This is a genomic window from Bacteroidales bacterium, from assembly GCA_035342335.1.
GTDB lineage: Bacteria > Bacteroidota > Bacteroidia > Bacteroidales > JAGONC01 > JAGONC01.
Genome location: DAOQWY010000012.1, coordinates 90,184 through 96,679 on the forward strand (window position 1 = coordinate 90,184; position 6,496 = coordinate 96,679).

Annotated in this window: 6 protein-coding genes; 1 reads left to right on the forward strand and 5 read right to left on the reverse strand. The window is 43.2% G+C overall.

Annotated elements, in window-relative coordinates; genetic code table 11:
• Positions 1-167 precede the first annotated feature (167 nt).
• Positions 168-1,229, forward strand: a complete 1,062-nt coding sequence (locus PKI34_07805) for a class I SAM-dependent methyltransferase (GenBank protein HNS17708.1) — start codon at positions 168-170, stop codon at positions 1,227-1,229.
• A 142-nt stretch (positions 1,230-1,371) separates the two neighbouring features.
• On the opposite strand, the gene PKI34_07810 is transcribed toward PKI34_07805, so the two are convergent.
• The 5 genes from PKI34_07810 to PKI34_07830 form a co-directional block, all read right to left on the reverse strand.
• Positions 1,372-2,241 (reverse strand): ARMT1-like domain-containing protein, encoded by an 870-nt coding sequence (locus PKI34_07810; GenBank protein HNS17709.1) that lies wholly within the window; start codon positions 2,239-2,241, stop codon positions 1,372-1,374.
• Positions 2,242-2,347: 106 nt separating this feature from the next.
• Positions 2,348-3,370: a putative manganese transporter gene (locus PKI34_07815; protein HNS17710.1), complete on the reverse strand. Its 1,023-nt coding sequence runs from the start codon at positions 3,368-3,370 to the stop codon at positions 2,348-2,350.
• 104 nt (positions 3,371-3,474) lie between these two features.
• Positions 3,475-4,419, reverse strand: coding sequence for a radical SAM protein (locus PKI34_07820; GenBank protein ID HNS17711.1), 945 nt, complete (start codon positions 4,417-4,419; stop codon positions 3,475-3,477).
• 228 nt (positions 4,420-4,647) lie between these two features.
• On the reverse strand, positions 4,648-4,896 hold the full coding sequence (locus tag PKI34_07825; GenBank protein HNS17712.1) for a YfhL family 4Fe-4S dicluster ferredoxin: 249 nt from the start codon (positions 4,894-4,896) through the stop codon (positions 4,648-4,650).
• 47 nt (positions 4,897-4,943) lie between these two features.
• On the reverse strand, positions 4,944-5,270 hold the full coding sequence (locus PKI34_07830) for a cupin domain-containing protein (protein ID HNS17713.1): 327 nt from the start codon (positions 5,268-5,270) through the stop codon (positions 4,944-4,946).
• Between the last annotated feature and the right edge of the window lie 1,226 nt (positions 5,271-6,496).

Genomic DNA, 6,496 nt, shown 5'->3' on the forward strand with positions numbered 1-6,496 from the left:
TGTAAGAGTTGTAACATGCATTCATATCCTCCATAAACTCATCGATGCTGCCGCTGGGGCAATGGCTATTGAGTGGATGGTTTATGAACATCCCACAGGGGCTGACCGGAGTGGGCACGCAATATTCACTTTACATTTCGTAGCACTTTTTTACCTTTACCAAAAAAATGTTATTTCTTTCCACAGAAGAAAGCAGGACATGGAAAGACCTGGCTGACAAGATCCTGAAAACCCGTTCCGGTCCAAATGGGGATCTCGGCTCCATCCGGCCGGGCCTGATACCCGCGTTTCATTATTATATCGGCACCCTGCTCCTGTCACAGGGGTACAACCAGCCAGGGGCCTCGTGGATCCATTCAGGTATAGCCATTGAGCCCGGGGGACTTTTCTCCAATGCTTTCCTTGCGAGTTACCTCCAGCGAAACCAAGGGGCGCTTATCATACCGGAAGTGATCTTTGCCGATCCTGCGCCTTATGTGCACTTCAGCAGTACACCGCTGCTTACGGATTCACGGGCCAGGTTCATGACCGATTGCAGCCGGGGCCTGCCCCGCATCACCCAGCCGTTAAAGATCATGGATATCGGTTGCGGTCCCGGAAAGGCGGTGGTCGACCTGCTGCTGCGGCTGCGCTCAGAAGGCCTGATCGATGCCGTGGAAGAAATTTTCCTGATCGATCCCTCGGAAGGCATGCTAAAGCTGGCTAAAGAAAACGTGGCTGCCGCTTTCCCCGGTGCACGCATCCGGATCTCACATTCCAGGTTCGAGGCCCTTTCAGACGACCTTGAAGGCCACTACCACATGGCCCTTTCCTCGCTGGCCTATCACCATATGCCCTATGAGACCAAGCTGGTCCACATGAAAAAACTGCGGGAGCATATTGATCACTTCATCCTCTATGAGGTGGATGCCAATAACGATACTCCGGAAATGAACTCACCCGAAATGGCCCTCTCAGTCTATCAAACCTACGGGATTCTGATCGATTGCGTTTTCGCCAACGATGCTCCCATCGACCTGGCCATTTCAAGCATCGACAAGTTCCTGATGTCGGAAGTGATCTATTTTTTCATCGAACCCCGGGGTAAACGGACCGATTACCACATGCTCCGGTCCCAATGGCACCAGCTCTTCCACGACGGCCTGGGCCGGGAATTTGCATGCCTGTGTGACTCCCCCGCCTATGCGGATGAGCATGTGGCCCTTTTTACCCTGATCTACGGCAGGTAGTAATCAGGAGTTGGCCGCCTGATTCTTGTACCGGTTTCTTCAGTTGTATTATAATCCCCCGACCTTTGAGCAGATGCTACATTCTATGGATACAGACTGGGGTAAAAGCCCATTGTCATCATCATCCTGGCCGATGCCCCGGTTAGTGCACCGGCCCCGAGGGGTACAAAAGTATCTGATTATACAAAACCACCACATTTTTCTCCTTTACTTCTACCCTTTCGGCAATCACATTGCATTTGACCATGAGCAGGAAAAATATTTTTTTGTCACAGGTGTCAATCAATCCTTCCAGGTTGCCCTGACCTTTGGAAATAATGATATCCGCACCTTCATAAATCTTTCTGAATTCAAGTGAACACTTGTTCACCAGTGTCGACGGTGCATCGTATCCGTTGGAAATAACACTGGCAATTTTTTTCAAGCCAACCCGGTCAGCATCTTCCATGGTGACATCGTTCAGGATATTGCTCCCGCGTACGGCAAAATAAAGGTTCGGGTGGTTGATCGTTTCAATAAAAAGTTTGTCTAATACAATCTCACCGGCATTATCACCCAGGTACAGCACCATGGAGGCATTTTTGAGCTCACGCTTCAATTCCAATGAATGGTCGATGTATGGTTCTTTAAACGCGGCTTCGGATAGTGCTTTAAGAACATCAAATGGTTTTTGCGGACCAAAATCGATAATGTTACCTGCCAGGGCATACCGCAATGCCATCTGAAAAGGATCATCCGATGCTCTGATTATGCTCCTGATTTCGTCTTCAAGTTGCAGTAATAATTCATTGTAATCGCTTTTTGCCTTTTGATAAGGATCTTCCGTGCAGGTAGCTTTTTTAATTAAGCGATGCATTAAACAGGCAGCCTCAGGCGCTGATATATCCTGATGATTATCAATAAATAGCATGAATCTGTTCCTGATATTTCCAGCAATAGTATCTGGAACATCATATTCATGAAGCAATTTACCTGCCTGTGAGAGAAAGCATTTAAGACAATCTGCATGCATGTTTAAAATCAGGGTTTGAGGGCATTCGTACCGGATAATTTCAATTTTTCGCAATCTCTGTTATGTTTCAATTTCATGAATGTCTTATCACAGGTTTGTTTAGCTCCTATAATCCAAATTGCAAAAAGACAAGTCCGACCAACAGGCCAACCAACATGTTAATTCCTTTCACCAGGATAAAATCCCTTCTGGATTCGGCAAGCAATGGCAACATACCATGACCATCCTGTACGATACTGTTCGCCAGTAAAATACTGAAAGGAAGCAGGTTTTGTGAAAACAGGGTAACAAAGACCAGGTGTGGCCCTGATTCAGGGATGATCCCCATTAATACGGCAATGACCAATATCAGGTACGTGCTGTTCTGCAAGAGGTCATTGAGCATCAGATTCGTTTGTATGAAATATAAGGCTATAAATGCTCCCCATGTCCAGAGGAAAAGTCTCAGTAAATGCTTTTTCAGGATATGGTCATACAAATGCTCTTTCAGAAAATGGTCCGGAACTGTAGCAAAAAGGAACAAAAGAAAAACTCCTCCCAGCATAAACGTGATCTTTTTCCAATCCCATTCCACAGGACCGACAACCCCTATACCCAGTAAAACAAGAAACAAAACAGTGAAGATCAATAAAACGGAACGTTCGAATGAAAGCTTTTTTAATTGCGGGACGATTGAATCTTTATTATAACAATGGCAGCTTTCATGGGGATGAACTACAAATCCATAGGAGGAAACGGGGACATGTTTTCTCGTAAACAAATGAATAATCCAACCTGTTGCTATGGCAATTATTAGTAAAACTCCATGCAGAATGAGTGCTTTACCCGGGAACAGGGCAAACATGACAAACGCTTCATCGCCCGATGTAGCTATCATCACCGTTACCAGCCCTGCCAGCCCCATCAGCCGATGAGTGTATAACGATACAACCGTAAATGCCCCCAGGCAACCGGGCGTTATGCCAAGAAGGGCAGCGATGACAATTTGCAAGAAAGGTGTTTTCTGTAATTTATTTGCCCACGTGCTTTTACTTTGAACGTTAATGTATTCAATAACAATCATCATTAACAGTACAAAAAAAATAATGATAACTGTTTGTTTGAGCGTTGAAATAAAGATATCGATCATAGCATTTTATCAAATAAGCGAATTGGAAATGGTTGTTGTTGATCCCATTGATTAAAGCAATTTACTGGCAGTTCTCTATGAAAAAATACACGGTAGGCTAAAAGTCACCTGTTGAATTTCCTCAAATAGTAGGTATGTTCGTTGAAAATAAGCCTCTTGATCAATTGTTCTTCAATGAGGGTTTCCAATTCGTTTTTATGATTTTTTGTTTTTTGTAATAATTCCAAAACAGCATCCTCACGCATGGGATGTACCGATGTGATGCTTAATATGTCCTCTCTGAAATTCCCTGTTGATGAAAAAGCATTGCCTTCATAACCCGTTAATAATTCAACATGATCAAGATGCATTTTAAAAATAAAATAGGCCTCATTTACAGTTATTTCATCGGCTGGAACAACTTCCGAATAGGCCGGCGGCCGTGTTGGTATAGCAATGTAGGCTATAGCGGGCTTGAATGTTTTCAACGTAAGGGCTGTGTTTTCCAGTTCACCGGAAGAATCATTGATGCCTTTGACCAGCATGGTTTCACTCACCAGTTTACCCGTAAACATTTGTGAGAAAGATCGAATCCCCTCCATAATTTCATGAAAATTTAATTTCCTGTGGGGAAGATTGATTTTCCTCCAGGTTTCAATATGAAAAGAATCGGCTTTAACCGAAACATAATCGGCCAGCAATAACTCCTGCTGAACATCGGGCAAATGAAGTAACGAGGAATTTGTAATGACCGCCACAGGAATACCAAACGTTTTTAGCTGCGTGATCAGTTCCCCCAGATGAATGTCCAGCGTGGGCTCTCCGTCGGGGACAATAGTTAGATAATCCGGGTACTGATCCTTGTCCGACAGTTTGGATAACACCATTCTGACTTCTTCAACCAGTTCCTCCGGTCTGTAAAATTCCTGCCTGTTTACCTGCATCTTAATGGCTTTCCCCACCTGGCAGTAAATACATTGATAGGTGCAAATCTTGGGAGGGATATTGTTTACACCGAGGCTTCTGCCCAATCTGCGTGAAGGTACAGGGCCAAATACTCTTCTTTCCATTTTATTCTTCTTTTTTGATAATTTTATTCATGGCATTATCCCCCAATGAAGCCAAAGCCTCATACCTTATGATTTTGGGGACCTTCCTTTTATGCCCAATCAAAAATTCGCATCCCAAAAGAATGACTACAACTTTGAAGATCGCATAAATAAACGTAAAGAGTGTACGATCTATTTGCAACCTTTCTTTCCAAAGGATGAGAAAAGAACATACTACTACCCGGTGAATCACTCACCATGGATATGCTTCTTTTTTTTAAGCAGCTCCTCACGGCTCTCTGAGTAGGCCGGATTCGGAACAATTGCATCCACCGGACAGACGGAAACACATTGGGGTTCATCGTAAAATCCGACGCACTCAGTGCATAAAGCAGGATTGATTTCATAAATATCACTGCCCATAGAGATCGCCTGATTTGGGCATTCATCCACGCACATGCCACAAACCGCACATTCGCTAGTAATCATTAACGCCATGATACAACTCCTTTAATTTTTACACTTTATTATTTGACTAATAACCGTTAATTGTCATTCTTGAATGGATCCCAGATAACCAGCACCAAGGCTCCCTGCTTTGATTCAAAAGGCCCATGATCTTCATGTGCACTGAACTTCCGATAGGTACCTGCCGTATACATCACACCGTCACTACTATATGCCCCACTAATCAGGATATGCTGCTCAGCGGTTACGTGAGAATGAGGGGCCATAGAAAATCCTGGAGGCAATTTCAGTAGTATCGTTTTTGCCCCAGCTTCATCACGTAAAATTTTCATCTGGGTACCCTTTGAATATTCAGGGGCATCCCGCCAGTCTAAATCATCATAAATGCTCATTGGCTTTTTCATGTTTCAGAAATGATTAAATTCAACGTATCTTCACAGTATCTTCTACTTTCCATACAATGGCTTTCTCTTTTTCTCAATGCAAATATAAACAATAAAATGAACAAATGTTCATTTCAATACATTTTATAATGATAAATTTATCAGGATATGAGAAGATACCGGCCTGGTTGACCAGCCCTGGCTGCTATCAATAAACCTCTTTATTTATTATAATAAAATATATCGATCATCAAATATCGCCCAATCGTGCAATCGGATATCAAAACAGCCCGCGGCGCATGCCGAGGGCTGTTTTGCTGAGCGCCCCTAAGGTTCAAAAGTTGCAACCGGACGACCTATTCCTTTGCCAATTTGTAATCTGAAATTAAAAGTGCAGGTGAAAGATTTAGTCTTTTAATCAAATTACGGATCATCTCAACGGTTAATTTCCGTTTACGGTTTAAAATCTCTGAAACCCGTCTCTTTCCTCCAATCTCGTTGACTAAATCAACCTGCTTCAGATGCATCTCTTCCATTCTGATCTTAATCGCTTCAATGGGATCTGGTACTTCGATCGGATGATGTCTCTTTTCATAGTCATCGATCAGTTATCCAAGCACATCAGCTTCATCACTTTCTCTGGAGCCTGGCGATGCGTCGAAAATGACTTCAAGTCTTTTTAATGCATTTCGGTATTCCGTTTCTTTTTTTATCGGTTTAACAATCATCGCTTTGATAATTATATTGTCGTTGCATCGATCTTAGCATATGCTTTATGAGTGCCAATGAATCGGATGAAGATCCATTACTTCTCGAAATTAATTTTTACTATAAGCCTGAATATATTGCCTTTAATATTGAATACGATCCTGTTTCCTTTTATTATAATTGCGCTGGTATAGGTTTGCCTGACTTCGTGGGGAGATTTCCAGGAAAAATCCAGGCTGCCGCCACATTATAGTACCGGCCCATAGGATAATCTTGTGGCTTATAAGGCCATGGATTTCGATGAAATCAAACTTAAACTTCTATCCTGATTTTGAACTAAATTATAACCGGTGAAGGGTGGTCATTTCGCAAGGGCGGGTACGGTCACCACCACGATTCCATTTGTATTCCAAAGGAAAGGCCATGGTTTTGACCGAGAAAGGAGGAGGTTGCCACAAGACCTGTGAACTCATCCGACCAGAGAGCATTTCCGCCCTGAACCAAACCGGTACCACTTCCTGAAATAAAATGATGCCACC